Annotated in this window: 18 protein-coding genes and 2 pseudogenes; 5 read left to right on the top strand and 15 right to left on the bottom strand. The window is 70.3% G+C overall.

The window, feature by feature from the left end; all coding sequences use genetic code 11:
- Positions 1-64: 64 nt before the first annotated feature.
- Positions 65-946, bottom strand: coding sequence for an RNA polymerase sigma factor SigF (locus OG568_RS02535; protein WP_329530073.1), 882 nt, complete (start codon positions 944-946; stop codon positions 65-67).
- Between the two features lie 218 nt (positions 947-1164).
- Here OG568_RS02535 and OG568_RS02530 point away from each other — a divergent pair, with 218 nt between their 5' ends.
- The 3 genes from OG568_RS02530 to OG568_RS02520 all read left to right on the top strand — a co-directional run bounded on the left by OG568_RS02530 (position 1165) and on the right by OG568_RS02520 (position 4026).
- A complete protein-coding gene (locus tag OG568_RS02530; protein ID WP_329530072.1) occupies positions 1165-2127 on the top strand; it encodes a sensor histidine kinase in 963 nt (320 codons plus the stop codon).
- A gap of 462 nt (positions 2128-2589) precedes the next feature.
- Positions 2590-2766 (top strand): hypothetical protein, encoded by a 177-nt coding sequence (locus tag OG568_RS02525; RefSeq protein ID WP_266424135.1) that lies wholly within the window; start codon positions 2590-2592, stop codon positions 2764-2766.
- A gap of 54 nt (positions 2767-2820) precedes the next feature.
- A complete protein-coding gene (locus OG568_RS02520) occupies positions 2821-4026 on the top strand; it encodes a cysteine desulfurase-like protein (protein WP_329530071.1) in 1206 nt (401 codons plus the stop codon).
- A gap of 27 nt (positions 4027-4053) precedes the next feature.
- Here the strand turns inward: OG568_RS02520 and OG568_RS02515 are convergent, their stop codons facing one another.
- From OG568_RS02515 to OG568_RS02505, 3 genes and pseudogenes are all read right to left on the bottom strand, one after another.
- Complete coding sequence (locus OG568_RS02515) at positions 4054-6252, bottom strand: FUSC family protein (RefSeq protein WP_329536244.1); 2199 nt, start codon at positions 6250-6252, stop codon at positions 4054-4056.
- A gap of 199 nt (positions 6253-6451) precedes the next feature.
- Positions 6452-7321: pseudogene (locus tag OG568_RS02510) on the bottom strand (hypothetical protein); the annotation flags it as partial.
- A gap of 499 nt (positions 7322-7820) precedes the next feature.
- Positions 7821-8348 (bottom strand): hypothetical protein, encoded by a 528-nt coding sequence (locus tag OG568_RS02505; RefSeq protein ID WP_329530070.1) that lies wholly within the window; start codon positions 8346-8348, stop codon positions 7821-7823.
- Between the two features lie 426 nt (positions 8349-8774).
- On the opposite strand from OG568_RS02505, the gene OG568_RS02500 reads away from it, so the two are divergent.
- Complete coding sequence (locus tag OG568_RS02500; protein WP_329530069.1) at positions 8775-9668, top strand: DMT family transporter; 894 nt, start codon at positions 8775-8777, stop codon at positions 9666-9668.
- Between the two features lie 28 nt (positions 9669-9696).
- Here OG568_RS02500 and OG568_RS02495 read toward each other — a convergent pair whose 3' ends face one another.
- The 6 genes and pseudogenes from OG568_RS02495 to OG568_RS02470 all read right to left on the bottom strand — a co-directional run.
- Positions 9697-10230 (bottom strand): GNAT family N-acetyltransferase, encoded by a 534-nt coding sequence (locus OG568_RS02495; protein ID WP_329530068.1) that lies wholly within the window; start codon positions 10228-10230, stop codon positions 9697-9699.
- Between the two features lie 83 nt (positions 10231-10313).
- The gene (locus OG568_RS02490) at positions 10314-11042 is read right to left on the bottom strand and encodes an FAD binding domain-containing protein (protein WP_329530067.1); all 729 of its coding nucleotides are present in this window, start codon (positions 11040-11042) and stop codon (positions 10314-10316) included.
- 146 nt (positions 11043-11188) lie between these two features.
- Positions 11189-12175, bottom strand: a complete 987-nt coding sequence (gene meaB / locus OG568_RS02485; RefSeq protein ID WP_329530066.1) for a methylmalonyl Co-A mutase-associated GTPase MeaB — start codon at positions 12173-12175, stop codon at positions 11189-11191.
- Between the two features lie 5 nt (positions 12176-12180).
- A complete protein-coding gene (gene scpA / locus OG568_RS02480) occupies positions 12181-14355 on the bottom strand; it encodes a methylmalonyl-CoA mutase (protein WP_329536243.1) in 2175 nt (724 codons plus the stop codon).
- Positions 14356-14363: 8 nt separating this feature from the next.
- Positions 14364-16169, bottom strand: coding sequence for a methylmalonyl-CoA mutase subunit beta (locus OG568_RS02475; protein ID WP_329530065.1), 1806 nt, complete (start codon positions 16167-16169; stop codon positions 14364-14366).
- A gap of 419 nt (positions 16170-16588) precedes the next feature.
- Positions 16589-16832: pseudogene (locus tag OG568_RS02470) on the bottom strand (iron ABC transporter permease); the annotation flags it as partial.
- A gap of 189 nt (positions 16833-17021) precedes the next feature.
- On the opposite strand from OG568_RS02470, the gene OG568_RS02465 reads away from it, so the two are divergent.
- Positions 17022-18206, top strand: coding sequence for a cytochrome P450 (locus OG568_RS02465; RefSeq protein ID WP_329530064.1), 1185 nt, complete (start codon positions 17022-17024; stop codon positions 18204-18206).
- Here OG568_RS02465 and OG568_RS02460 read toward each other — a convergent pair.
- From OG568_RS02460 to OG568_RS02440, 5 genes are all read right to left on the bottom strand, one after another.
- On the bottom strand, positions 18198-19298 hold the full coding sequence (locus OG568_RS02460) for an acyltransferase family protein (protein ID WP_329530063.1): 1101 nt from the start codon (positions 19296-19298) through the stop codon (positions 18198-18200). The genes OG568_RS02465 and OG568_RS02460 overlap by 9 nt on opposite strands.
- Positions 19299-19944: 646 nt before the next feature.
- On the bottom strand, positions 19945-21717 hold the full coding sequence (locus OG568_RS02455) for an RICIN domain-containing protein (protein WP_329530062.1): 1773 nt from the start codon (positions 21715-21717) through the stop codon (positions 19945-19947).
- Between the two features lie 53 nt (positions 21718-21770).
- The gene (locus OG568_RS02450; protein ID WP_266591706.1) at positions 21771-22532 is read right to left on the bottom strand and encodes a carbohydrate ABC transporter permease; all 762 of its coding nucleotides are present in this window, start codon (positions 22530-22532) and stop codon (positions 21771-21773) included.
- 56 nt (positions 22533-22588) lie between these two features.
- Positions 22589-23566, bottom strand: coding sequence for a carbohydrate ABC transporter permease (locus OG568_RS02445; RefSeq protein WP_329530061.1), 978 nt, complete (start codon positions 23564-23566; stop codon positions 22589-22591).
- 83 nt (positions 23567-23649) lie between these two features.
- On the bottom strand, positions 23650-24900 hold the full coding sequence (locus OG568_RS02440; protein WP_329536242.1) for a sugar ABC transporter substrate-binding protein: 1251 nt from the start codon (positions 24898-24900) through the stop codon (positions 23650-23652).
- Between the last annotated feature and the right edge of the window lie 54 nt (positions 24901-24954).

Here is a 24954-nt window from a genome sequence, read left to right as displayed (position 1 = left end):
CCGGACGACCGCGGCCCGGGGCGGGTGCGTCAGACGCGCCGCCGCGTCAGGCGACAGCAGTGCGTCAGGCGACCGCGGGGTCGAGCAGCCCGGTGCGAAGACGCCTGATGATGCGGGTGATCAGACGCGAGACGTGCATCTGCGAGATGCCGAGTTCCTCACCGATCTGGGCCTGGGTGCGCTCCTCGACGAAACGCATGTGGATGATCCGGCGCTGACGTTCGTCCAGTTCGGCGATCAGCGGTGCCAGGGACTGGAAGTCCTCGACGAGTTCGAGCGAGGCGTCGTCCTCGCCGATGAAGTCCGCGAGAACGCTGTCCCCGTCAGCGCCGTCGTCGGCGGTGAGCGCGGCGTCGAGGGACGAGGAGTTGTAGCCGTTGGAGGCCTTGCGCGCCTCGATGACCTCCTCCTCGGAGAGACACATCAGCTCGGCCAGCTCACGAGTGGTCGGGGTACGGCCGAGGCGGGTACGCAGTTCGTCCGTCGCCTTGGCGAGCTCGATCCGCGCCTCCTGAAGACGGCGGGGTACGTGCACGGCCCAGCTGGTGTCGCGGAAGAAGCGCTTGATCTCGCCGACGATGTACGGAACGGCGAAGGAGGTGAACTCGACCTCGCGGGTCAGCTCGAAACGGTCGATCGCCTTGATGAGCCCGATCGTGCCGACCTGGACGATGTCCTCCATCTCGTCCTGGCTCCGGCTGCGGAAGCGAGCCGCCGCGTACCGCACGAGGGAGAGGTTCATCTCTATGAGCGTGTTGCGCGCGTACTGGTAGTCGTGCGTGCCTTCCTCCAACACGGCCAGCCGGTCGAAGAACTGACGCGACAGCTCGCGCGCGTCCTTCGGGCTGATCTTCAGCGGCTCGTCGATCAGGGGGAGTGCCTCCTCCTGTGCCGTCCCTGCCTGCTGTGCCGTGTTGGTTGCCTTCGCTGCCGTCACGGCTGCCATGCGGTCCACCCCAAATCGTTCGAAGGAATTGAAGACAGGGCCCGTCTGCCCCGTCTCAAGCCGGTCATGCCATCCAACCTCCGAAACTCGCGGAACGCGTCTGTTCCGCGGCCCGCCGGACGTGGGTCCAGGACCTCTTCTCGCCGAAGCCCCCTGCCGGATGCACACGGACGCCAACCGCCGCCGCCTAAAATGGGATCCGAGGTGAGCCAGTGGGCATGGAGCAGGGAGAAGACGGAACGAGGTCGTCCCTCACCCGGGACCGGGCGGAGCCCTTCGCGCACCCCGCGCTCCTGTACCGCTCCGACCAGGAGTATGCGCAAGGGACGCTGCCGTTCGTGTCCGAGGGCCTCGCCACCGGCCGGCCCGTGGCGGTGGCGGTACCCCCGTCTCGACTCGAACTGCTCAAAGCGGAACTCGGACCGGCCGCCGAGGAGGTCCGCTGGATCGACATGACACAGGCCGGCCGGAATCCCGGCCGGATCATTCCCGCGGTGCTGCGATCGTTCGCCGACGCCCACCCCGGGCGCCAGGTGCGCATCATCGGGGAGCCGATCTGGTACGGCCGTACGCCGCTGGAGTACCCGGCCTGCGTCCAGCACGAAGCCCTCATCAACGAGGCGTTCCACGGACGCGACGTGACCATCCTCTGCCCGTACGACGCGCGAACCCTCTCCGGCGACGTGATCGCCGACGCACACGCCACGCACCCCGTGGTGATCAGCGACGGGCGGTCGGGCGTGAGCCACGCCTACGATCCCGAACGTGTTCTCGCGCGCTGCAACGAGACGTTGCCGTATCCGCCGGGAGCGGCAACGGTCCGCTTCGACGCCGGACTGCTGCCGACCGCACGCGACTTCGCACTGCGCGAGGCACGGGAGCGGGGGATGGCGCCGCCCCGGCTGCAGGATCTGAACCTTGTCGTCGCGGAGTTGACGACCAACAGCGTGGTGCACGGAGGCGGTTCGGGGACACTGCGGATCTGGGCCGAGAGCGAGCAGATCGTCTGCGAGGTGCGCGACGAGGGGCACCTGACCGACCCGCTGGCCGGCCAGCGCCCGGCGTGCCCCGACCAACTCGGCGGTCGGGGGCTGCTCCTCGTCCACTTCCTCTCCGACCTCGTACGCGTCCACACCGGCGCGTGCGGAACGACCGTACGCAGTTACCTCGCCCGGAGATGACCGAGTTCGCCCGTCTCCTGACGCGTACCGTTCCGCTCGGCGGACCGCGCCGCCCGGCGTTCCGTCCGCGCCCCCGTGCTACTCGCCGCGATGCCGCCAGTACCAGACCAGGACCGCGACGAGCGCGCAGAGATAGACCAGGGGCAGGATCAGGCCCGGGACACGGGTCGCGGTCACGAAGCGGCTCCGACGGGAGAACAGGCCGATGCGGCCGGGATGTGTGCCATTGCTGTCTGCTTTCGATGAGCTGCGGGCCGGTGGGGGCGTGTGCGGCGACAGGAGCAGACTGATCAGCACTCGCGGCCCGGGTGGTGGGCTCAATGATGACGGCAGGACACGCGGTTCGGCCCCGTGCGGGTCGGCTGGACTTGTGTACGGCGATTCCCCCCGTTCCGCGCGGCGGTGTCGACAGGAGTCCCGGGGGCACTCGGGTTCCACCACCACTTCGGAAGAGGAGAGTCCATGCTCGGAATCGTTGCGGCGATCGTGTTGTTCCTCGCGTTCTTGATCAATGCCGCGGACATCTCGACGAACGACGTCTTCACGTCGACCAATGTCATGCTCATAGGGCTGGTGCTGCTTGCCCTGCATGTCTCCGGCGTCGGCGGCGGCTGGGCGAGCCGAAGCCGTAGGCGCTGACACATCAGGTCAGCGACGCGCAGCTCACCCGCACATCGCACCCAAGGAGCCCGAGTGACCTACGACGTCGGCGCGTTGCGCGCCCAGATCCCCGCCCTGCGGACCGGCATCGCGTACTTCGACGGTCCGGGCGGCACCCAGACGCCGGCGGCGGTCGGCGCGGCGATCGCCGACGCGCTCACCCGACCGCTGTCGAACCGGGGCAGCGTCACCCCGGGAGAGGCGAACGCGGAGGCCCTTGTCCGGGAGTTCCGGCAGGCCATGGCCGACCTGCTGGGCGGGGAACCCTCCGGAGTCGTCTTCGGCCGCAGCGCCACCCAACTCACCTACGACTTCTCCCGGGCGCTGGCGAAGGACTGGGCCCCCGGCGACGAGATCGTGGTCAGCCGCCTCGACCACGACGCCAACATCCGCCCCTGGATCCAGGCCGCGGAACGGGCCGGCGCCCGGGTGCGATGGGCCGACTTCGATCCGGTCACCGGCGAACTCCCGCCCTCGGCCGTGGGTGAACTGCTCACCGAGCGCACCCGGCTGGTCGCCGTCACCGCTGCCTCCAACCTGATCGGCACCCTCCCCGACGTCGCGGAGATCGCCCGCCTGGTCCACCGCACGGACGCACTGCTCTACGTCGACGGCGTGCACTACACGGCGCACGCGTTCGTGGACCTCGCACGGCTCGGCGCCGACTTCTTCGTGTGCTCGCCGTACAAGTTCCTCGGCCCGCACCACGGCGTGCTCGCCGCCGCTCCGGCCCTGCTGGAGACGCTGCTTCCCGACAAGCTGCTGCCTTCCACCGACATGGTCCCGGAGCGTTTCGAGCTGGGGACGCTGCCCTATGAGCTCCTTGCCGGCACCCGGGCCGCCGTCGACCTGCTCGCCGGTCTCGGGACCGGTCCGGCGGATGACCGGCGTGCCCGGCTGCGGTCCGCCTTCGCAACGATCGAGCGGCACGAACGAGCGCTGCGGGACCGGATGGAAGACGGCCTGGCCGCACTGGCGGGCGTCACGATCCGCTCCCGGGCGGCCGACCGCACCCCCACCCTTCTCCTGACCTTCGACGACCGCGACACGGCGGACGCCTACCGCTTCCTGGCCACGCGCAGCGTGCACGCGCCCGCGGGAACCTTCTACGCACTGGAGGCATCACGCCACCTCGGCCTGGGCGACACCGGAGGCCTGCGCCTCGGCCTGTCGCCGTACAACGACGAGGACGACGTGGAACGGCTGCTGGAGGGCCTGGCGGCCTTTCTGAAGTCGTGACCGCCGAACCCTTGTAGTGCCGCGGAACTAGGCGGCGGACCCCCGCGACGCCGTGCCCGCGGGGGTCGACACCCGTACTCCGAGCGGGCGCGCGAGGCCGATCACGCCTTCGTCCAGGCGCTGCAGATGCCGCAGTACCCGGTCCGTCACGCGGTCGTGCCGGGGGAGTCCCGGCCGGTCCGACTCCAGCATGGACGCGAGGCTGGGGCCGGTCTCGGCCACGCCTTCGGTGTCGTCGTCCTCGACGCGTGCGACAAGGACGTCGATGTTGTGCGCCATGCGCCGGCCGGCCCCCTTGAGCCGGGGATCGGCCGCGACGGTCTTGCTGTGGGGCAGCAGCTCGGCCGTCGCCGCCAGGGAACGCGCGTGGTACGCGCACGTCTCCAGGAGCGCCACGAGATAACGCACGGTCTCCCGGCGGGCCCGCAGCGGGGTGATCGGATGGGTCAAGGGCTGCGTGGAGGACCGTAGATCGTCCAGAGCCGTGTCGAGATCCCGCGCCTTGTCCAGCAGCTCGGTCGCCGGGCCGCCGCTCAGCTGATCGACCGCCGCATCGGTGACCTCCCCGAGCCGCTTCAGGACCGTGGCCAGCAGCTCGTCGGTACGGCGGTCCGTGTTCACCGGCAGGACCAGGGCGGCCGCGATGACACCGCAGGCGGCGCCGAGCGCCGTTTCCTCGATGCGAAGGACGAGCACCCCGGTGCTGTAGGTGTTGAGCAGCGTGTACAGCAGGCCCAGCATCGCCGTGACGAAGAAGGACATCAGGGCGTACGACAGCGGCGCGGTGAAGAACATCGCGAAGATGAACAGCAGCACCAGGCCGAACGCGGTCCAGGTGTGGGAGCCGACCACGCTTGCCAGCAGGGCACCGGCGACGACACCGAGGACGGTGCCGAGCAGCCGGCGGTAGCCCTTGACCAGGATCTCCCCGGTGGACGCCGTGTTCAGGAAGACCACCCAGCAGGTCAGCACGGCCCAGTACCAGCGCTGGCTGGAGAGGAACTCACCGCCGACGATGGCCAGGGCCGAACCCACCGACACCTGGACCGCGGTGCGGGTCGTCGGACGCTTCCACCCCGTGCGGTCCTGCGTGTCCCCCTCGTCCTCCTCGGCCCTGACGATGGCGACGTCCTCGGCGTCCAGCTCCTCACGGGAACGGGTCGTCGACGGCGTGTCGTCGGACTCGTCCTGGGGCCCGTCGATCGCGAGCCGCAGACCCAGGACGGCACGCGCCGTCTCCCCGATCCCGCGGAAGACGTCCTGGACGGCCGCCGAGGCGCGCGGCAGGTTCTCCTCGTCGCGGTAACCGAGCAGCCGGTTGCGCACATGGGCCACCCCGGTACCGCGGTCCTCGGCGACCGGGCGCAGGACGAGCAGGCGCAGCGCCTCGAGATCACGGCGCAGGGTGGCGGTGGTGTCGTCCTGCGTCCGGAGCCGGTCGCTCGCCGCGGGCACGGGCGCGTGCGGCAGATGCAGGGTGAGCGTGTCGGCGCGTTCCGCGCTGCGTGCGGTGAGGATGAGCACCCCGAGCCGCTCGGCGGCGATCTCGGCGTCGGCGATGCGCCGCTGCACGTGCGCGGCGGTGGCGCTGTCGCGGGTCCCCTCCTCCAGCCGCCCCTGGATCATCATGGCGCTCTCGTGGAGCCGGGCGGTGTGCCGCCTGACCTCCTCCAGAGCCTTCTCCACGCGGTCCGGGCCGGCGTCCAGCAACTCGATCTGGGCGGCCACCAGTTGCGCCAGCCGGGCCCGGAAGGCCGAGCGCAGCCGACGCAGCACCCGTTCGGGTGTTTCCGACACGAGGACGAAACGCACCAGCGCGCTGCACACGAACGCGACGACCAGGGTCCCGCAGAGCCCCGGCAGACCGGAGAGGCCGGCCCTGACGAACAGGGACACGAAGTAGACCTGGAACCCGATGAGACCCAGGGCCGTCCCGCGATCACCGAAGCGGCGGCTGTACACGGCGGCGAAGATCAGTGCCAGGAAGAAGAGGTCACCCGCGACCACGTGGGTACTGAGCAGCGCCCCCAGCGACATCGAGGTGAGTGCCACGACCAGCCCGAGCGCGAGCGTGACCGCCTGTTGGCGCCACTGCTTCTCCTTGATGGCGAAGGTCGCGGCCATGGCCGTGATGGAACCGGCCACCAGGTGACTCTTACTGGCCCCGAGCGGCGCCAGTACGGCGAGCGTGAGCGCGATGGCCCCCACCGTCCGCAGCCCGGCCATGAGCCGCAGCAGCCCGGGGTCCGATGCCGCGAAGCGGTCCCAGATCCTTGTCCGGCCCGGCCGTGTCGCTGTCCTCACGCTGCTGTTCTGCCTCGCTCTCCGCCATGATCAGCGGTTCCAGCATGGCACGGGTCGACGCCGGTGCGGCCTTCCGGGTGTCCGAGGCGGTCCCGGGCTCGGTCGGCCTCGCCCAGCGCGGGCCTGGCGTGCAGTTGAGCTCGGTGTCCCAGCGGTCGTCGGCGGCGAAGACGTCGTCGACGTGCACGGCGAAGTAGTTGCGCGAGGCGCCGAGGTGCACGCCCCCGGTCATCCACTCCACGATGCCGCGGGCCAGCAGCCGGAACTGCTGCTGGTACTGGTTGTAGACGAATGTGACGACCAGCTCGCGCCGCCCGTCGTGCCGGTACTCGCCCACCAGGGAACCCCGCGTCGACTGCCCCGGTATCGGCGCGTCGACGTATGGGGTGAAGTCGGCCCCCGGGGCGGGCGTCGACAGATACGCGTAACTCTCGCCCACCGTGGGGGAGTTGTCCTCGAATGGCACCGTGTCGTCGAGATAGCCGAACGGCCCCGCCTTGCCCGCCGCCGTGACCTGAGCCTGTACGCCGTCGACGCTGCCGGAGTAGCCGCCGCTGACGGGGTACGGGAGCCCGGCCTCCGGACGCGCGTAGGTGTACGCGTCCACCTGAGGGATGGCGTACGTCTGCTCGTAGGCGGCCAGCGCCGCCATCTCGGCGGAGCCCGCCGGGAACGGGTTGTCGTTGGGCAGGACGACGGCTTGGAACTTGGCGCGCGGACGACCGTCCACCGTCTCCGCCAGGAAACCGGCGTCGATCACGGACCTGCCGGACTGCTGGAGGTCGACCTCGGTGTACGGCGTGCCGGCGGCGTCCAGCTCGGCTGCGATGGCATCGGTCGACGGGCCACCGTCGCTCACGACCAGCACCCGCAGATCGATCCGGGGTGCGGTGGCGTCGGCGTGAGCCGTGCCCGCCGGTAGGCCGAGCGAGGCGATGAGCGCGCCCACGCCGAGCGCGGTTCTGTGCATGGTCCGCGTGGTCCGCTGCATGCGGCGAAGTCCCCTCCCCGGGCAGGGGTGAGTGCGGCTCCTTCGGAGCGGACGCACCCCCTTGCGCGACGCCGCCGCCCCCCTCAGGTGCCGGTCGCCGACGCATCCGCTGCGTCACATGGTGGTGTCCGTGTGTAGCTTTCGTGGTCATGCTGCGAAACGTGACGGAAAAGCACGGGCATCTAATCGGTCATCAAGGTGTCCGGAACGCCGGTCCGTCGGTCGCAGCGGACTGTGGGGCGAGACTGCCCCATGGCCCCCGCGGACTGGTCGTGACCTGAGCCGGAGCGGATGCGGAGCGAGGGAGTCCACCGCGTTGCGGCATCACCGGTCCGGATAATGTGAACTTCACGTGTCCGGGCCGGAATTGATTCATCCGCACCCCGACACGCCGGTGGCGGCCGACCCGCGCGCAGCGCGAACCGTCCGCCACCAGGGGCCAGGTGTCCCACGGACGCCCCGAACCGGAGCTCGATCCGACGTGGTCACCGGCCTGCCGTCAGGAGCAGAGCACGCGGGTCTCGGGAGTGTAGACCGGGCCGCCGCTGGAGTTGGCGCTGTCACTGAACTCGGCGTAGAAGTACGAGTAGAAGCCGATGTTGCCGTTGCAGCCGGAGTCGGCGGCGATCTGCAGCGTCAATGTGACGGTCCGGCTCTGGCCGGGCGGGATGGTCCAGCCGTAGTTGGCGCCGAGGTTCGCGGGCCCGGTACCCGAACAGGGGGTGCTGCCGGCGGCCGTGGCCAGGCTGCAGCCGGTGAAGCTGTACTTCAGGTCGGGCCGCTGCGTGGTCAGCCACGTGGGGTCGATCGTCTGATAGACGAACCAGACGTCGTACGTCCTGTTGTTGGTGATCGTCATCGACAGGTTCACCGTGCCGCCCGGTCGGGTGGTGGCGCTGTCGGTCGTGAACGTCAGGTCGGCCGGAGCCGGGTCGGCCGCGCTCGCGCTGGGCGCCAGACCGAACACGGCGAGGACAAGGGCGAAGACGACGGCGAAACCGAGGCGTCTCATCAGAGTGGATCGCATGGCCCGGGAGGCTAGGCAAACCGCGAGGGCACCGTCTGCCCCAACTGGCACGCCGGAAGGGGCACTCGGCCGGAAGCGTGCGTCTCGTGAAGCCGATGTAACCGGGCCGTCACGCAATGCGATCACCCGCACCCGCCCATGACATCGAAGCTTTGGTCGGCCCGGACGTTCTTTCGACGCCGGACGGTTCCCAGGGGTGACCGAGCGCTATTGGCCAGTACCCCCCGGGCCGCAGACGAGGGAACCGTGCCAGCCGCTTGTCACGCGGGAACGTTCTCGGCCAACCCGTGATTTCCGGCCGCGGGAGCCGTCAAGGGGCGGACTCCATGGTGCCGCGGGAGCATGGATGTGGGGCGCGCGTCCTGGTTGGCCGAGTGTGCCCGTGTGCGCCCATGGGAGAAGCGGGAGAGGAGGAGGGGCGAGCCGGTGGGGTTGGTGTTCTCCGTCGCCTTCGCGGTGCTGGCTGCGGTCAGCAACGCGACCGCCACTGTCCTCCAGCGCCGCGCCGCACAGGACGTGCCGTTGTCCGAGGGCTTCCACGCCAGGCTGCTCATCGAACTGCTGCACCGGCCGGTGTGGCTGGGCGGGATGGCCGCGGTCATGGCGGCGGCGTGCTTCCAGGCACTGGCGCTGGTCGACGGAGCGCTCTCCGTCGTACAGCCGATCTTCGTTCTGGAGCTGCCGTTCGCGCTGCTCATCGGCGGTCTGGTGCTACGGAGGCGGGTGACCCGGCACGGATGGATCGCCGTCGGGTGTATCGCCGGCGGCCTGGGCATCGCACTCGTCGCGGCCGCACCCTCGCTCGGGACGGACCTGCCCACCACGGGCGGGTGGATCCTGGCCATGGTGTGCTGTGTCGGCGTCATGGCGGCTGCCGTCGCAGTCGCGCTGCGGCGCCCCGCCGGACGCGCACGCGCGGCCTGTTTCGGCGCGGCGGCGGCCATCGGCTACGCACTCACCGCGGCCCTGATCAAGGACGCCACGCACGCCTGGCAGACGGGCGGCGCCACCGGGTTCTTCCTCGCCTGGCAGACCTACGCCTTCGCCGCCGCCGGAGTCTGCGCACTGTTCCTCCTGCAGAACGCCGTGCAGTCCGGCCCCCTCGTCGCTTCCCAACCCGCCCTCACCCTCGGTGACGCCCTGGTCAGCCTTGCCCTGGGCGTCACCTTGTACGGGGAGGAGGTACGCACCGGCTGGTGGCTGATCCCCGAGACCGTCGGGGTCCTCCTGATCCTGTACGGGGCGATCCTGCTGGCCCGGATCCCGCTCACCAAGGTGCTCGTCGCGCCACCGGTCGCGCCGGACCGTACCAGGGCCTGAGCCGCGAGGTTCTACGGCTCGGCCGGGTTCACGCTTCGAACTCGGTGAGATCGATGGCGTGAACGCGCAGCGAATAGCCGAACACCGGATGCGTCGTCTCGCGCTCCAGCGTCATACCGAGCTTGCGGATGACGTTCTCGGAGGCGTCGTCCCCCGCTCGGCTGATGCTGATGACGCGGTCGAGGCCACGATCCTGGAGTGCGAACTCCAACGTGGCCTGGGCGGCTTCGGAGGCGTACCCCTGGCCCCAGAACGGTGAGCCGAGCCGCCAGCTGATGGCCACGGCGGGCAGGACCTCCGGCAGGAACTCGGGCACGGACAGGCCCACGAAGCCGGCCAGTTCCCCGGAGGCCAGCAGCTCGACGGCGAAGAGGCCGAATCCCTCCTCGTCCCATTCCTCCTCCCACTGCTCGATGGCGTCCGCGGTGTGCTCCACGTCGCGAACGGAGCCGTCGTCGATCCAGTGCATGACTCGGGGGTCGGCGTTGATGTCCGCCATCGGCACGACGTCGTCGTCGGTCCAGCGGCGGAGGAGGAGGCGGGGCGTGTGGATCTCGGTCATGGCGCCCATCCTGCCTGATGGTGGCAGGTCGGACCGACCGGCCGCGGCAGCCTCGAGATCGTGCTGTCGCAGTTCGGGAGTCCTCAGTGGTCGGCGGAGCGGGACATCAGGTCGGTGACCTGTTCGCGGACCGCTTCCCAGGCCGTGGCGTGCAGTGCGCCGAGGGCCGTACGACGTAGGTGATCGAGGACCCGTTCGGTATCGGAACCGGTGTCGTACTCGGTGCTCTCGGCGAGCACCTCGTACCCGTCGCGGACGGCGACACGGAGGCGGGTTCCCCCGTCGTCGGCGGCGTGCAGAGCGGCCGCGACGACGAACGGCGGCGGACCCCCCGCTTCGCCGGCCAGCTTGCGGTACGAACTGGCTATCGGATCGCGCCAGCGGAGGCTGAGCAGCAGGTGGCCCTTGGCCAGCACCTCGGCCAGGTCGGTCTCGTAGACGCTGTCCGGTTCCAGGACCACCGCGCGGGCTTCCAGTACGAGGGCGGCGGGCAGCAGGCAGCGCAGCGTGCTGCCGACTATGTTGCCGCCGACGGTCGCCGTGCGGCGCACGGCTCCGGTCCCCACGGTGGAGGCCGCCCGTCGCAGTGCCTCCGGCACGCGGTCGTCGATCCGGTTGAGCACCACGGCCCCACCCAGTGCCTCGCGTCCGATCGTGTTGGCCTCAGGCAGGTCGCGCAGCGACATCGCCCGCTCGGGGAAGCCGTCCCGCTGCCAGGTGGCCCACACCAGCGTCGCCCCGCCTATGGGCACCGCCCCCTCGGCCATGCACTCCTGTGCTTCGGAAACGGACGTGGGCAGACGCAACAGCACGGCAGCCGACCTGCTTTCTGGAAAATGAGCGGCTGGGTAAGCGCTACCTCAGCCACATGACCGTCGACATGGCGCATTTTCCCCCGGCACACGGGGGCGCGTACAGGGCTCACCGCATCACCCGGTGCGCCCCTTTCGCCCGTGGTTCAGCCGCTCTCGCTGCCGAACACCCCCAGGATGCGCTCGGCGGCCAGCGTGGCCGTCAACTCCCCGTCCCGCACCTGCTGTTCCAGGCCGGGAGCGAGGGCGCGTACGGCCCGGTCGGCGTGCAGGCGGCCGAGGAGTTCGTCGCGGACCATCGTCCACGTCCAGTCCACCTGCTGGTCGCGGCGCTTGGCGGCGAGGCGGCCGGTGGAGTCGAGGAGCGCACGGTGCTGTTCGAGGCGCTCCCAGACCGCGTCCAGGCCGGTCGACTCACGGGCGCTGCAACTCAGTACCGGTGGGGTCCAGGCGGCGTCGGCGGGGTGCATCAGCCGCAGCGCGCCCGCCAACTCCCGTGCCGCCGCGCGGGCGTCGCGCTCGTGCGGTCCGTCCGCCTTGTTGACGGCGATGACGTCCGCCAACTCCAGGACGCCCTTCTTGATGCCCTGCAACTGGTCCCCGGTGCGGGCGAGGGTCAGGAGCAGGAAGGAGTCGACCATGTTCGCGACCGCGGTCTCCGACTGGCCGACGCCGACCGTCTCGACCAGGACGACGTCGTAGCCCGCCGCCTCCATCACCACGATCGACTCCCGGGTCGCCTTCGCGACCCCGCCGAGTGTGCCGGCGGTGGGGGAGGGCCGTACGAAGGCCGCCGGGTCGACGGCCAGGCGCTCCATCCGGGTCTTGTCACCCAGGATCGAACCGCCCGTACGGGTCGACGACGGGTCGACGGCGAGCACCGCGACCCGGTACCCGAGCGAGGTGAGCAGTGTGCCGAACGCGTCGATGAACGTCGACTTGCCCACGCCGGGCACGCCGCTGATCCCGATCCGCCGCGCCCTTCCGCTGTGCGGCAGCAGCTCGGTCAGCAACTCCTGTGCCATGGCGCGGTGTTGGGGACGGGTCGACTCGACGAGCGTGATGGCGCGCGCCACCAGCGCCCGCTTCCCGTCGAGTACGCCCTTCACATAGGTGCCGAGGTCGATCGCCATGGGGGTCAGAGGTCGTGGCCGAGGTCGGCGGACAGCCGCTGCACCAGGTCGTACGCCGCGTCCGGGATCACCGTCCCGGGCGGGAAGACGGCCGCCGCGCCCATCTCCAGAAGCGTGGGCACGTCCTGCGGCGGAATCACCCCGCCGACCACGATCATGATGTCCTCGCGGCCCTCCTCGGCGAGCGACTCCCGCAACGCCGGTACGAGGGTGAGGTGTCCGGCGGCCAGCGAGGACACCCCGACGATGTGCACGTCCGCCTCTACGGCCTGGCGCGCCACCTCGCCCGGGGTCTGGAACAGCGGGCCGACGTCGACGTCGAAGCCGAGGTCGGCGAAGGCGGTGGCGATCACCTTCTGGCCGCGGTCGTGGCCGTCCTGGCCCATCTTGGCGACCAGGATGCGGGGCCGGCGGCCCTCGGACTCCTCGAAGGAGGACACCAGGGTGCGGGTGCGTTCGACGGACGGCGACTCGCCGGCTTCGGTGCGGTACACACCCGAGATCGTACGGATCTGGCTCGCGTGCCGTCCGTACACCTTCTCCAGGGCGTCGGAGATCTCGCCGACCGTGGCCTTGGCACGGGCCGCGTTCACGGCCAGCTCCAGCAGGTTGCCGGTGCTCTCGGCCGCGCGGGTCAGGGCATGCAGCGCGTCCTGGCACGCCTGCTCGTCGCGCTCCGCGCGCAGCCGCCGCAGCTTCTCGATCTGCTGGGTGCGTACGGAGGAGTTGTCGACCTTGAGGACGTCGATCTGTTCGTCGGTCTCGACGCGGTACTTGTTGACGCCGATGACCGGCTGGCGTCCGGAGTCGATACGGGCCTGGGTACGGGCCGCCGCCTCCTCGATGCGCAGCTTGGGGATGCCCGCGTCGATGGCCTTGGCCATACCGCCCGCCGCCTCGACCTCCTCGATGTGCTGCCACGCCCGGCGCGCGAGGTCGTACGTCAGCTTCTCGACGTACGCGCTGCCGCCCCACGGATCGATCACCCGCGTGGTGCCGGACTCCTGCTGGATCAGCAGCTGGGTGTTGCGGGCGATGCGTGCGGAGAAGTCGGTGGGCAACGCGAGGGCCTCGTCGAGGGCGTTGGTGTGCAGCGACTGGGTGTGGCCCTGCGTCGCCGCCATCGCCTCCACACACGTACGCGTGACGTTGTTGAACACGTCCTGCGCGGTCAGCGACCACCCGGACGTCTGTGAATGGGTGCGCAGGGAAAGGGACTTGGCGTTCTGCGGGTCGAACTGCTTGACCAGCTTCGCCCACAGCAGCCGCGCCGCGCGCATCTTCGCGATCTCCATGAAGAAGTTCATGCCGATCGCCCAGAAGAAGGACAGCCGCGGCGCGAACGCGTCCACGTCCATCCCCGCGTCCCGTCCCGCCCGGATGTACTCCACCCCGTCGGCCAGCGTGTACGCCAGCTCCAGGTCGGCCGTCGCGCCCGCCTCCTGGATGTGGTATCCGGAGATGGAGATGGAGTTGTAGCGCGGCATCCGCTGCGAGGTGAAGGCGAAGATGTCGGAGATGATCCGCATCGACGGCTTCGGCGGATAGATGTAGGTGTTGCGGACCATGAACTCCTTGAGGATGTCGTTCTGGATGGTCCCGGCCAACTTCTCAGGCGGTACGCCCTGCTCCTCGGCGGCCACGATGTAGAGCGCGAGTACGGGCAGTACCGCACCGTTCATGGTCATCGACACGGTCATCTTGTCCAGCGGGATGCCGTCGAAGAGCTGGCGCATGTCGTAGATCGAGTCGATCGCCACGCCCGCCATGCCGACGTCACCGGTCACGCGCGGGTGGTCGCTGTCATAGCCGCGGTGGGTGGGCAGGTCGAAGGCGACGGACAGGCCCTTCTGGCCGGCCGCGAGATTCCGCCGGTAGAAGGCGTTGGACTCCTCGGCGGTGGAGAAGCCCGCGTACTGACGGATCGTCCAGGGCTGGTTGACGTACATCGTCGGGTACGGGCCGCGCAGATACGGGGCGATGCCCGGGTAGGTGCCCAGGAAGTCCAGGCCCTCCAGGTCCTGCCCGGTGTACAGCGGCTCGACCGCGATGCCCTCCGGGGTCTCCCACAGGAGATCGGCCCCGCCGGTGGCCTTCTTGACGGCCCCGTGCCAGTCGTCGGTGCCGCCGTCGGCCTTCGGGACCCCCAGCTCGATCCCGGAGAAGTCGGGAATTCCCATGGCTGCCATCAGGACACTCCCATACGGTCGAGGGTGGCGGAGAGCACGGCTACGGCGTCGCACCCCGCGAAGACATAGTCATCGACATCCGGGTACTGCCCGGGACGGCCCGCGAGGAACACGTGCCCGGCACCCGTCGCCTTCAGCGCCCCGGCGACCTCCGCGGCCCGCTCCTCGTACAGCGTGTCGCTGGAACACAGGCAGACCTCACTGGCGCCGCTGTCCTCGAACGCGCCCTCGGTGACGGGCTCGATGCCACCCGCCTGGAACAGGTTCGAGGCGAAGGTGAGGCGGGCGGTGTGCGCGGCGGCCGGGCCGAGGGCGGCCAGGAAGATCCGCGGCCGGGAACCGGTCACCGCCAGGTGGGCGTCGGAACGGGCCCGCAGCGCCTCGAACGCCTCGTCGCGCCGCACCCGCGGCAGCCCGTCGCCCGGCGGCACGGGGGCGGGTTCGCGCTCCACCAGACGTTCGGCGAGGTTCGGGAACTCGCTGACCCCGGTGACGGGCTCGCGCCGCTTGGCGAGCTTCGCGCTGCGCGCCTCCCAGGTGTCGGCGAGGTCCTGGCCGAGCCGCCCGGAGCGCAGGGCCGCCGCCTGGCCGCCCTCCCGCTCGATCCGCTGGAAGAACTCCCAGCCCGCGTGGGCGAGTTCGTCGGTGAGCCGCTCCACATACCAGGACCCGCCGGCCGGGTCGATCACCCGGGACAGATGCGACTCCTCGACCAGGATCGTCGAGGTGTTGCGGGCGATCCGGCGGGCGAAGGCGTCCGGCAGTCCCAGGGCGTGGTCGAAGGGCAGCACGGTGACGGCGTCGGCGCCGCCCACCCCGGCGGCCAGCGTCGCCACCGTCGTGCGCAGCATGTTCACCCACGGGTCACGGCGGGACATCATCACCGGCGAGGTCACCGCGTGCTGCACCTGACCGACCGGGGCCCCGCAGACCTCGGTCACCCGCGCCCACAGCCGGCGCGCCGCCCGCAGCTTGGCGATGGTCAGGAACTGGTCGGCCGTCGTCGCGTACCGGAACTCCAGCTGGGCGGCGGCCTGTTGGACGGTCAGCCCCGCCTCGGTCAGCTCCCGCAGATAGGAGACGCCGGTCGCCAGCGAACTGCCCAGCTCCTGGGCCGCCGAGCCGCCGGCCTCGTGGTACGGCAGCGCGTCCACAGTCAGCGCCCGCAGCCCCGGGTACTCCTCGGCGCACAGCTCCGCGAGAGCGGCGACGGGCGCGAAGTCGAACCCGTCGTCTCCCGTACGGGCCTCGTAGCCCAGCGGGTCGGCTCCCAGGTTGCCGCGCGCGGCCTCCTTGGCGACCCCGCGCTCCTGGTAGAGCCGTAGCAATTCGCGTGCGGCGGGTTCGACTTCGCGTCCCGCGTCGAGGACGACGGGAGCCAGGTCGAGATAGACGCCGTCGAGGACCCGGTCGAGCGAGGACACCGGAATGGCGTCGGCACCGGCGACCAGCCAGAGCGAGGTGACGCCGTTCTCCAGGTCCGCCAGGACCGCCGCGCCGTCGGCGGCGGTGTGCTGCTGCCGTACGTCCCAGCCGCCGAGGGTGTTGCCCTCGGGGCGGCCACCTCGGACGAAGGGAGCGAAACCGGGCAGGCCGGGATCGGGCGCGGAGTCGTCCGCGGTGTACAGGGGCCGGGCGCGTAGCCCGTCCTCCAGCGTGGTGGACAGGGCGTCTTCCGCTGCGTCGCCCGAGACTTCCTTGCCCGACTTGCGCAGGACGCCCTCAACCAGGCGTTGCCACTGCTCATGCGTCGCGTCAGGGAACTCGGCGGCCAGCGAGAGCCCGTCGTCAGGCAGGACCGTCATGCTCGGATGCTAGGCCAGATCCGCAGGTGAGCAGCAGAGGACGCGGCTGTGACCTTGACCTCCCAGAGGCGGGCTTGATCAACAGGCCGGGTTCGTACTACGGCGGCACATGGATCTCGGACAGCGCCGGTGCCGCGGAGTGAGGAGGACGATCTGCGCGGAGTGCGCCCTGGGCTGCGGGTACACGGTCTGGCGCCGGCCCCGGCAGCGGAGGAAGTTCAGCGCCGCGGTGTCCTGATGGCCGGTCACCGCCCAGGCCCGGTCGTCCAGGCCGCGCAGACCGGTGGTGGATCCAGGGTCGTGACGCACAGGAGCATCAGTCGGGTACGGGCCACGGAGACGCCGAGGCAGGCCGCGGCCTGAGTAACGAACGCGAAGGCCTCGAGTGTGCGCGCGTGTCCGGGACAGCCGAGCGGGACGATCGCGAGCCCGGCGCCGCATACAGCGGCGAGCAGGGTGCGGGGCGGCGAGCAGGGTGTGGGGCAGCCGCAGGTTCCACACGATGCCGTCGCGGATCGGGGTCAGCTCCGATGTGCGGCCACCGAGGTGGGAGGCCACGGCGGACCAGACCTCCCCGACACCCATGTCCGCGGGGCCGATGGTGTTGGCCACCGCCACGGACGCGTCGATCCCGTCAGTGGCCTTCGCCACCCGTGCCTTCAGGCCCGCGACGAGCTCGGTGCCGCGCTCCTCGACGCCGAAGACCTCGGCCAGGGTGGAGGCGAAGGAAGCGGCGACGAAGTCGGGTTCGGAGTCGAGGACCTTCTTGATCACGCCCCTGTCAGCCGCGTTTTCAGCACGATTGTTAGCCTTGGCTGTGATCCGATTCCCCGTGTCCTGCCAAGGCTTGCGATGAGCGCCGTCGGCTCCTTCCCGCTCGGCGCCGCGACCACGCTCGCCGAACTCGCCGCGGATCCCCATCCGCGACTGGCCCGGCTCCGTGCGCACGAGCCCGTTTCCTGGCTGCCGGAGCTGGACGGCTGGCTGGTGACCCGCCGCGATCTCGCGCTGAGCGTGATGCGGGACCCCGCTACCTTCACCGTCGACGACCCCCGCTTCTCCACCGCGCAGGTCGTCGGCCCGAGCATGCTGTCCCTCGACGGTGACGAGCACACCCGCCACCGGGAGCCCTTCACCGCTCCCTTCCGCCCCCGGGAAGTACGGGACGGCTTCGCCTCGTTCATCGAGCGGGAGACCGACCGGCTCATCACCGCGCTGGAACCGGCGGGCGCCGTCGAACTGCGACGCGCCTTCGCCGGCCCGCTCGCCGTCGCCGTCGTGACCGAGGCACTCGGGCTGGTCGGCACCACCGCGGACACGGTGCTCTCCTGGTACGACTCCATCGTGCGGTCGGTCTCGGACATCACCGCCGGACACGAGGCGGCACCGGCGGGCGCCGCGGCTTATGCACGGCTGCGTGCCGCTGTCGAAGCCACCGTCGCCGACCGGGGCGCGGCTTCGCTCCTCGGCTCAGCCGCCGAACGGCTGGCGCTGCCCGAAGTGGCGTCCAACGCCGCGGTGCTGATGTTCGGAGGGATAGAGACCACCGAGGCGATGATCACCAACGCGCTGCTGCACCTGCTGCGAGACCCCGGCCAACTCGCCCTTGTCCGGGCCGACGCCGACCTGCTGGACGGCGCGATCGAGGAATCGCTGCGCCTGGAACCCGGAGCGGCGGTCGTGGACCGTTACGCCACCCGTGACACCGTCCTCGGCCCGGCCACGATCCGCAGGGGTGAACTGGTCACCGTCTCCCTGACGGGCGCCAACCGCGACCCGGCCGTCTTCCCCGATCCCGATCGGTTCGACGTCCGCCGCGAGAACGCGCGTCTCCAGCTGGCCTTCGCACACGGCCCGCACTACTGTCTCGCCGCGCACCTCGCCCGGCTGGAGACCCGTATCGCCCTCCAAGGCCTGCTCGAACGCCTCCCCGCCCTGCGTCTCGACCCGGCTCACCCGACCGCTCCGCACGGGCTGGTCTTCCGCAAGCCGCCCACCCTGCATGTCCTGTGGGACAGCCCCGCCCGATCAGCGTGACACGGGGGTGCGTCGCAGGGATCTCATGAAGGGCCGCAGAAGCCATCGCCTGGCGGGTACCTCCACGTACTCGTAGAGGAGCCAGGCGAGTGCCAGGGACACCGCGAAGGCGGTGATCGCGCCGATCGGCGACGGTTTCGACAGGTGCTGCCCCGCCCGCAGCACGAGCAGGTGGACCATGTAGAAGGCGAAGGAGAGTTCACCCAGTCGGACGAGGGCCGGATGCCGCCACAAGCTGGGCAGGCCGCGTACGTCGGCGAGGGCGGCCGCGGGGATCAGACAGGTGAAACCGACCAAGGTGCAGGCGACACAGGCGTACGCTCCGCCGACCTGGGAGACCAGGAAGTAGCCGATGATCGTCAGGGCCACCGACGCCTCCAGGCCGGGGCCGCGCCAGCGGCCGAGGAGTACGAGGCGGGCGACGGCGACTCCGAGGACGAACTCCGGCAGCCGGGCCGGGGGGTAGGAGTACAGGGTCCGGCCGACACCCATGTGCAGGTCCGCCCGGGTCAGGATGAGCACGGTCAGGACGCTCGCGCCGGCCAGCGCGGCCGCGGTGAGGGCCCCGGCGTGCCGCAGCAGCAGGGCGAACGCGGGGAAGGTCGCGTAGAAGAACGCCTCGCACGCGAGGGACCAGCTGACGGGGTCGAGCGTCTGCCACCACGGGTGCCACCAGGAGTGGACGAGGAGGAGATTCGCCGCGCTGCCGGCCGGCTTGCCCATGCCCATGACGAACACCGCGATGCAGGCTGTGACCAGGTGGATGGGGTAGAGGCGGGCGAAGCGGCGGCGCCAGAAGGCCGTGGGGCGGTCGTCGGACCGGGCGGACCAGGAGAGGACGAAGCCGGAGAGCAGAAAGAAGAAGGAGACCCCGGTGGAGCCCGCCCCGAAGCCCCAGTCGGCGAAGTGACGGGCCTGCCCGTTGAAGTAGCCCAGATTGCGGGTGTGCAGGCAGAAGACGAGAAGGGCCGCCACCCAGCGCAGACCGGTGAGGGAGGGCAAGGGGCCGGGACGGGTGACCTCGCGGAGGTGAGTCTTCGATCGGACCGGCGATTCGGATTGCTCCGGGTCGGCGAAGGAAGACTTGCTCACGATGGGACCGCCTGTGTTGGTCAAGGGGAAGTGCTCGCTGGGGATCGCCGGCTCGGGTGGGAGTGGCCGCGCTCGGGCGGTGCTCGGTGGTGGAGTGGAGTGGGTGGTGAACTGGGCATCGTCGGGGTGGGTGTCGTCGACGCGTGTTCCCCGAGGAGCCGGTAAGTATGCGTGTCGAATTACCGTTCGATGCGGTGACGGGGGCCGGCAGAGCGGCGCCGACGGAGGGTGACACGCGGGGTGATCCCGCGTCGCGTAGCGGGCGTCGGCGGCTGTCGGCATGTCACGTGGCACGGCGACGCGAGGTCACGCCGCTCCGGTGAACTTCCGCACGTTGCGGAGCTGGTGGGCCATCTCGGCCGGGCTGGTGCGCCGAGGGCTCGGCGCGGTGTACGTGGGAAGCGGCGGCCGGTCGGTGCCGCGGCGAAACGGGCCGAGGAGTGGGCCGGACGGAGGCTCTCGTCGGCCGGGAGGAGCCTGCCGTTCCGTAGCCGTACGGCGCACACGGCTTCGTCGGCCGCTCGCGCGGACCACCGGCCACCGGCGTTGCCGAGCCGGTCGCCCGCTGACGGGGGACGAAGGCGGCGAGGGCGACGCTCCCGCGCCCCGCGGTCGGCGGCAGGCGCGGGAGCGTTCGGCCGGGCCCTCAGCGCGAGGTGAGTCTCCACAGGTGGTCGGTGGTGCCGTTGTCGTCCCACTGGAGGACTTGGGCGCCGGAGGAGGTGCTCATGTCGGTGACGCCGAGCAGGAGGCCACTGTTGTAGTTGGCGATCTTGTAGGAGCCGTTGTCGGCGGGGATCAGTTGCCAGAGGTGGTCGGCGGTGCCGTTGTCGCCCCAGATCAGGGCCGTTCCGCCGGCACCGGTGCTCATCCCGTTGATGCCGAGCAGCAGACCACTGGCCTGGTTCACGATCTTGTAGAAGCCCGAACCCGCCGACACCAGCGTCCAGTTCTGGTCGGTGCCGGTGGTCGAGGTCGCCTGGACGACGGCGGTGCCCTGCGCGGTGCCCGCGCTCTGTGTGTCCAGCGCGAGCCCGCTGTTCCTGTTGGTGATCTGATAGCGCCCGGCCAGCGAGGTCGACGTCCCGCTGGGCGTGACGACCAGGTGGTAGCCGTCGGACGCGTTCATCGCGACGGGAACGGTGAGGGAGCCGTTGCTGACCGGGTAGTCGCTCTCGGAGATGGTGTACGGGGCGGAGACGGCCGTGGTGCGGCCCTTGGACGGGGTGTACTCCAGCTTCACGTGCGCCGTGCCGCCGAAGGCGGACAGGGATCCGAGTCCGTTGACGGTGACGGCCGTCGAACCGGTGCCCCCGCCGAAGATCACGCTGATCTGCCGGCCGTCACCGGTGAGCGAGGCGGCGCCGTCGATGCCGGTCTGTGCCGGGGGAGTGGTGGTGAGCACGTTCCCGGACATGTCGCCGTACCACTTGTAGAGCCAGTAGGAGCCGTTCGGCGATCCACCGGTGTCGGTCAGGGTGTCGCCAAGGGTTCCGTAGTGGTTCCAGAAGGCGAGTTCCGCGTCGTGGACGCCCGCCCGTTCGAACTTGGCGACATAGCCGACGAGGGCGCCGGGTATCCCCATCTCGCTCGGCGTCGCGTACTCCTCGATGGAGATCGGCCGCGGGCTGATGCCGAGGCCGCTCTCCAGGGCCCGGTAGGCGGATACGTGTGCCGCGATGTCCTTGCTGCCCTGCAGCTCGTGCCAGGCGATGACGTCCGGGACGGTGCCACTGGCCTTGGCGTCGGTGAGGAACTGGCTCATCCAGCTCTGGTTCCACGCCGAGTAGCTGGGGCCCTGGAGGGGAGTGGCGGCGTCCTTGGTGCGTACTTCCTTGTACGTGCGCGCCCAACCCGCGTCGAAGGCACCGGCGTTGGTGGTGTCCCAGGTCCAGTCGGGCTCGTTCCACAGCTCGTACGCGCTGATGTTGCCGGCGCCGGCGGACTTGACCGAGGCGACCTGGGTGTCGACGGCGGACAGCCAGTCGCTCCAACTCACCCACTTGTAGGGGAAGTCGGGGTACCAGTCGGGCATCCGGACGACGACCTTCGCACCGGCTCTGGCGGCCTTGGGGGCGACGACCAGGGCGTCTCCGGCGGGGCTGGGCTCACCGTTGGGCAACTGGTGGCCGCCGGGTGCCATCTGGACGAAGGTGTTCGGCTTGAGCGGCTGGACGAGACTGTCGGCCGGGGTGCTCGCGTCGGCGAGGCCGTAGAGGCTGCCCGTGGCGACATGGGTGACGGACCGCAGGGTCTGGGCGGCGTTGACGACCAGGGTCGTGGACGCGGTGGGGGCCGCCTGGGCGGGTGTGCCCGTGAGGGCGGTCGCTGCGGTGGCGAGGACCGTCGCCACAACGGCGGCGGCCGTACGGTCGAACGGCCTTCTGGGCGTGCGTGGCTGAGATCTCGGAACAGGCATGGGCGGCGGCTCTCCTGACGGATGAGGAGGTGGATGGGCGGCTGACGTCCCGGTCAGTCCTTGACCGCGCCCGCGGTGACCCCGGCGGCCACGTACCGCTGCGCGAGGACGAGCAGGACGGCGGCGGGTACGGACGCGACGACGGCGGTGGCCATGATCGCGTTCCATTCCTGGTTGTTGTTGCCGATGTAGCGGTAGATGCCGAGGGTGATCGGGCGAAGATCGCCGCCGCCGTCGAGGGTGTTGGCGAAGACGAAGTCGGACCAGGCCCACAGGAAGCTGAACAGCGAGACGGTGACGACGGCGTTGCGGCTCACCGGCAGGACGACGGACCAGAAGGTGCGCCAGGTGCCCGCGCCGTCGATGCGCGCGGCGGCGGTGAGCTCGTCGGGGATGCCCGACATGAACGCCGTGAAGATCATGACGCCGAAGGGCACGGCGATGGTGGAGTCCGCGATGATCAGGCCCCACCAGGAGTTCAGCAGACCGAGGTTGAGGAAGATCCCGTAGAAGCCCATCGCCATGACGATGCCGGGGATCATCTGGGCGACGAGGAGGGCGAGGCCCATGATGCCGCCGCCACGGGGGCGGAGTTTGGCCAGTGAGTAGCCGGCCGGTGCGGCGAGGACGAGGGTGGCGGCGACGGTGCCGAGGCCGATCAGCAGACTGGTGCCGAGGTAGGGCATCTGGTCGTGCAGCACGGCCCGGTAGCCCTCGAACGTGGGGTGCAGCGGGAGCAGGTCGGGCGGAGACTTGCGCATGTCCTGCTGGGGGGTGAGGGACACGTTCAGCATCCAGTACACCGGGAACAGCATGATCCCGGTCAGCAGGAGCCCGACGGCGGTGTGATGGCGGGAGCTCGCACGGGACTTCACGCTTCCTGCCTCCTCTGGACGCGGATGTACAGCAGGCCGAAGACGAGGGCGATGAGGATGAGGATGTTGCCGACGGCGGCACCGGGGCCGAAGTGCGGGAGCAGGGTGCCGAACGCGAGCTGGTACGACCAGGTCGCCAACGTCGAGGAGGAGTCTCCGGGACCTCCCTTGGTCATGATCCAGATCAGGTCGAACACCTTGAGCGTGTAGACCAGGCCGAGCAGCAGGGTGATCGCGGAGACCGGCCGCAGGAGAGGGAAGGTGATGCGGCGGAACTGCTGCCGGCCGCTCGCCCCGTCCAGCGAGGCGGCCTCGTACAGCTCCCCGGGGATGTTCTGCAGACCGCTGTAGAGGATGACCAGGTTGAAGGGGATACCGATCCAGACGTTGGCGATGACGACCGAGACGAGCGCCCAGTGCGGCGAGGTCAGCCAGTCGACGGGCGAGACGCCGACCAGGTGGAGGGCGTAATTGACCACGCCCGACTCGCTGTTCAGCATCCAGGACCAGGTCGACGCCGACACGATCAGCGGCAGCAGCCACGGGATGAGGAACAGCGCCCGCAGGGTGGTGGAGAGACGGAAGTGCCGGTTGAAGAAGACCGCGAGCGCCAGCCCGGCCGCGTACTGGAGCACGATCGACACGAAGGTGAACACCATCGTGTTGCGCAGCGCGGGCCCGAAGGTCGGGTCGCTCAGCACCTGGGAGAAGTTGTCCCAGCCCGAGAACGGCGCGTCGCCCGCCACGAACGAGCGGACCGTGTAGTCACGCAGGCTCAGATCGAGGTTGCGGTAGAGCGGATAGAGATAGAAGGCGGCGAGATAGGCGACGAGCGGGGCGAGGAAGCCCAGCGCGGTCAGCCGGTCCCTGCCGCGCCGACGGCGTGGCGGCACGTCACGCCGGTCGGCGCCGCCCGGCGCTCCGGACAGGGCCGGGAACCGCTTGGGACGGCGGTCGACTCGGGCGATGGTCATGCGAACTCCTGGATGCGGGTGGCGGTGTCCGGGACGCGGCCTGCGCTGCCGCGCGCTGTCAGCCCTCGTTCTGGCCGGCCGCGTCAGCCCTTGCTCTTGCCGGCCGCCGTCTGCGCCGCGTCGAGGGCTGCCTCGGGGCTCTTGCCACCGGACAGGGCCGCCTGCACGGCGGTCCACATCGGCTGCGAGATGGTGGGGTACTTGGTGCCCAGTCCGCCGCTGGTACGGCCACGCGCGGCGGCCACGGCCTCCACCCACGGCTTGAGCTTCGGGTTCGCCTTGACCTGCTGGGCCTGGACCGCCGCGGTGGGCGCGACGTACGTCAGGGCGGTGTCGCTGGTCAGCAGGCTCTCGGAGCTGGTCAGACAGGTGACGATCTTCTTGCTGATGGCGTAGCGCGCGGTGTCCTGCTGCACGGGCACGGTGACGAACTCGCCACCGGTCGGCACCGGCGCCGAACCGCCGTTCTGCCCGGGAATGCTGACGACCCCGTACGGGAACCCGGCCTTCTCCGCGTTGGCGAGCTGCCAGGTGCCGTTCTCACCGAAGGCGTAGTCGCCGGTGGCGAACTCCTGCCAGCTGGTGGTCTGGGTGTTGTTCAGGACGTCCTTGGGCGCGAGTCCCTCGTCGACCCACTGCTTCCACAGCGACAGCGCGGCCACGCTCTTCGGCGAGTCGAGGTGGGTGAGATCGCCGCCCGCGCCCCAGAACCACGGCAGGAACTGGAAGCTGCCCTCCTCCGTGCCGATCGCCGAGAAGGTGATGCCCTTCCTCCCGGCCGACTTGACCTTCTTCAGGGCGGCCGTGAGCGACGCCCAGTCCTTGATGGAGGCGGGGTCGACATGGGCGGCCGTCAGGACCTTCTCGTTGTAGTAGAGGGCCAGTGTGTTGGCGCCGATCGGCACACCGTAGGAGGCGCCGTCGATGGTGCCCGCGCCGATGATGTTCTTCTGGATCGCGGACGTGTCCAGACCGAGTTCGCTCGTCTTGTTGAGGATCCCCGCCTCCACCAGTGTGGAGACGACCGGGTTGTCCACGAGCATCACGTCGGGCGCGTTGCCCTGCTGCGATGCCAGCAGCGCCTTGTTGCCCAGGTCGGTGGTGTCGTAGCCGGTGCGCTTGATCTTGACGCCCGCCGTGGTACCGCACTGGGCGACGCGCTTGCCCCAGTCCGAGGAGGTGTCGAACTGCGGGTACGGGTCCCAGAAGGTGTACGTCGCCGACTTGCCGGAGGAGGCGGAGGAACCCGAACCACCGCCCCCGCAGGCCGCGACGGAGGCGAGGGTGCCGACGGCGACACAGGTGGCGAGGAGGGTTCTGCGGGTGTTTCGCATTGCGGTGACCTCGTTGTCATGAGTGGTCATGCGGGGTGACGGGGCTGACGGGGG

It is taken from the genome of Streptomyces sp. NBC_01450 (assembly GCF_036227505.1).
Taxonomy (GTDB): Bacteria; Actinomycetota; Actinomycetes; order Streptomycetales; family Streptomycetaceae; genus Streptomyces.
The sequence above is the reverse complement of the archived record's forward strand: the minus strand, read 5'-3'. Positions and strand labels throughout refer to the sequence as shown.